We start from the raw sequence: 1,057 nt of genomic DNA on the forward strand, positions 1-1,057 counted from the left end.
CCTGATTAGCTACCTGCCTCAGACCAACGAAGAAACTTCAAAGGCTGCGGCTGGGTGAGACAGGCGGCGCGCAGCAAACGCGGCAGCATAGCCGCCAAGTCAAATCGACGGTTAAAGCGGTAAGCAAACTCGGCCAGATAGCGCCCCGCGTACTTGGCATAGTCCACCGAATGGTATGTCCCGCTCAGGGCCGTCTTCACGTTGCCCAACACCGTATTGACCCATTTGAAAGCCGGCATTTGGGCCGCACGTCTGCCGCTGCCGGTGACGTAGCGCTCATGGGTGGCCCCCATGTGGGTCACCTGCGAGAAACAGGCGGTGCCGTCGGAGACCACATGCGCCGTTGGCACCAGGCTGTTCAGTGCCCATTCTTTAAGCGCCTGCTTGGTAAATCCTGCGATCGGGCGCAAACGCATGAACAGGGGCTTGCCGTCCGGTGTGGTTTGCACCGCCGCCACAAAGGCGGTTTTGTTCAACCCGCCCCTGCCCCCATGGATATGGCCCGCCCGCTCGCCGCCCAGATACGCATCATCAATCTCTACACGTCCATCCAGACGCCGAGGCTCCTCTCGCAGACGCATCGTCTCCAGCAGCTTGTGTTTAACCAACCAAGCGGTCTTGTAGGTCACCCCGAGCTGGCGCATGAGCTCCAAAGCGCTGATGGAGTTCTTGCTCTGTGTCAGTAGGTACAAGGCCAGGAACCAGGTGGTCAGAGGTAGCTTGGTGTGCTCAAACACCGTGCCCACGATGCTGGAGGACTGGTAGCCGCAGATCAAGCACTCCCACAGTTGGCGCCCTGTGCCGTTACGGGTTTGAAACGAGCGGGAACACCCGCAATGCGCACAGCGCCAGCCCTTGGGCCAACGCGAGGCGAACACAGCGCTTTCGCACTGCGCCTCGGTGCCGTAGCGACTTTGGAAATCGCGCATGGACAGGCCGGGCTGGAACTGGATGCGGTTCATGGACATGGGGCACTTCGCAAATAACTGTTAATAAACACAGTATTTACGCATCCAGTCTAAATTGCAAGTAGGTCTGAGGCAGGTAGCTAATCAGG

General features: G+C 59.0%; 1 protein-coding gene. It reads right to left on the reverse strand.

Annotation, left to right across the window (positions count from 1 at the left end):
* Positions 1-5: 5 nt before the first annotated feature.
* On the reverse strand, positions 6-968 hold the full coding sequence (locus tag AC097O_RS24170) for an IS1595 family transposase (RefSeq protein ID WP_479595477.1): 963 nt from the start codon (positions 966-968) through the stop codon (positions 6-8).
* Positions 969-1,057 lie beyond the last annotated feature (89 nt).

The organism is Rhodoferax sp. LS1P39, assembly GCF_056521425.1.

Excerpts from the sequence above, each read along its gene's own strand:
- AC097O_RS24170 (WP_479595477.1), bottom strand. The coding sequence starts at position 968 with ATGTCCATGAACCGCATCCAGTTCCAGCCCGGCCTGTCCATGCGCGAT.